This is a genomic window from Dehalococcoidia bacterium (assembly GCA_021295915.1).
Lineage (GTDB): Bacteria > Chloroflexota > Dehalococcoidia > Lucifugimonadales > UBA1123 > VXRN01.
The window spans coordinates 87,861-89,859 of record JAGWBK010000007.1 but is presented as its reverse complement, the minus strand read 5'-3'; the positions used below and the strand labels follow the sequence as shown (position 1 = coordinate 89,859).

1 protein-coding gene and 1 pseudogene are annotated in these 1,999 nt (G+C 59.9%); both read left to right on the top strand.

Going from position 1 to position 1,999, the window contains the following annotated elements; all coding sequences use genetic code 11:
* The first annotated feature begins 90 nt into the window (after positions 1–90).
* Positions 91–996 carry an NAD-dependent epimerase/dehydratase family protein gene (locus J4G14_03990; GenBank protein MCE2456956.1) on the top strand — a complete coding sequence of 302 codons (906 nt, stop codon included), beginning with the start codon at positions 91–93 and terminating at the stop codon, positions 994–996.
* A gap of 347 nt (positions 997–1,343) precedes the next feature.
* A pseudogene (locus J4G14_03985) lies at positions 1,344–1,997 on the top strand (2-oxoacid:acceptor oxidoreductase family protein).
* Positions 1,998–1,999: the final 2 nt, after the last annotated feature.

The window sequence follows — 1,999 nt, the reverse complement described above, 5'->3', positions numbered from 1 at the left end:
GGGGAATCCGGGTTGACCACCGCTGATATGGTAGCATGAACACCGCGATTGCCAATCACTTTCACTCCCTTCTCTAAGACTTTTCCTAAAATGAAACACGTTGTTACCGGCGGATGCGGATTTATTGGTTCTCACCTCGTGGACAGGCTCGTGGAGCTTGGGCATGAGGTTCTTGTGGTCGACGATCTGTCCACGAGTGAAGGCCGGAGTGTCAATCCGGAGGCGACACTGATCGAGGGATCGGTGACTGACCTGGAGCTGCTGAAAACCGCAACCGAAGGCGCCGACTGCGTGTTCCATACTGCGGCCTGGGCACGGGTGCCGAGGTCGATCGACGATCCAGTCGGCACGCACGCGGTCAACGTGAACGGCACGCTGAACGTGCTGCAGGCGGCCCGGGAGAACGGCATCGGGAGGGTCGTGTACTCGTCATCGTCGAGTGTGTACGGGGAGCAGGACACGCACGTCATGCAGGAGGACATGGAGCCGAATCCTAAGTCGCCGTATGCGCTGCACAAGTACATCGGCGAGCAGTACGGGGCCATGTTCGCGCGGCTGTTCGGGATGAGCGTGGTGTCGTTGCGGTACTTCAATGTGTACGGTCCGGGTCAGACTACGACGGGCGCGTACGTGCTGGTCATCCCTAGATTCCTGAAGCTGCGGGACGAGGGCAGGCCGCTGACGATCTACGGAGACGGCGAGCAGACGAGGAGCTACACGCACGTGTCCGACGTGGTTCGGGCCAATTTGCTGGCGGCGAGCGAGGAGCTTCCCGTGGGCGAGAACGTGGTGCTGAACGTCGGGCCGAACGAAGAGACGTCGGTGAACGAGATCGCGGCGATGATCGGAGGCGAGGTGGAGCACATCATCCCAAATCCAAGGGGCGAGTTCGAGGAGCTGCGGAAGTCTTCGGACTGCTCGAGGGCAAAGTCCGTGCTTGGGTGGGAGCCGAGGATTTCGTTGGCGGATGGGATAAGGGATATCGTCCAAGAGTGAGTGAAAAGAACGGTCTACCAAACAGGTTTGTCCCTCCCTGGAACCTTCGTCGCAATTGACACTCCAAAATCAGCCCTGATATATTCAAGTGTGCGGTAGATGCGTTCAAATACAACAGCGCGACCTCGCGAGTCGCCTGCCGCGAAAGCACCACAACACAGCAATTGCCCACTGACCATAGAGGTAATTCAACGGCCCGCCAGACGAAGCTCCGGAGGGCCGTACTGTTTGAAGGCACGCCAAAGGCCGCGCGTGCGTTGAATGACTCCAGTCTGATGTAGCTGCGACGGGTGGCTATGTGCGCCACCCGCGCGTAGCGCGGCCAAGGCCAGCAGGGAGTGAGTGAATTGAAGAAGACAGATTTTGTAGTCCGGTTCGCCGGAGAAGGCGGCGCAGGCGTCGTGACGTCGGCTGAGGGCTTTGCCCAGGCCAACGCGCAGGTAGGGTACTACGTGCAAACGTTCTCGACGTTCCCATCCCAGATCAGGGGCGGTCCGGTCTGGACACAGACTCGCATCGCGACCGAGGAAGTTCTGAGCTCCGGTGACGAGTTGGACGTGTTGGTCGCGTTCGATGAGTATGCCTACGAGACTCACAAGGACGAGGTCTCCGACTCCGGGGTGATCATATTCAACTCCGAGGAAGTCGATCTCGAGCCAGACGGCAAGAGCTTTGGCATGCCATTCGACGAGCTGGCCCGCTCTACGGGCAACGCTCGGGCGGCGAACATGATCGTCATGGGCGCGCTCGCGTACCTGGTGAACATCAGGCAGGTGATCCTCGAGGACTTCGTGACCAAGCGGTTCACGCGCGGACGTCCGAACGACCAGCAGATCATCGAGTCGAACCATCAGGCGCTCGCACTCGGCCGCGCAGAGGCAGAGAAGAGCGGGTTCAGTCTCGGAGAACTGACAGACCCGATTCCTCCCGGAATAGACCAGATACTTATCAACGGCAACCAGGCGCTGGCCGTAGGTGCGATGGCGGCCGGGCTCGACGTCTA

Coding starts and splice junctions, on each gene's coding strand:
- J4G14_03990 (MCE2456956.1), top strand. CDS start 91: ATGAAACACGTTGTTACCGGCGGATGCGGATTTATTGGTTCTCACCTC.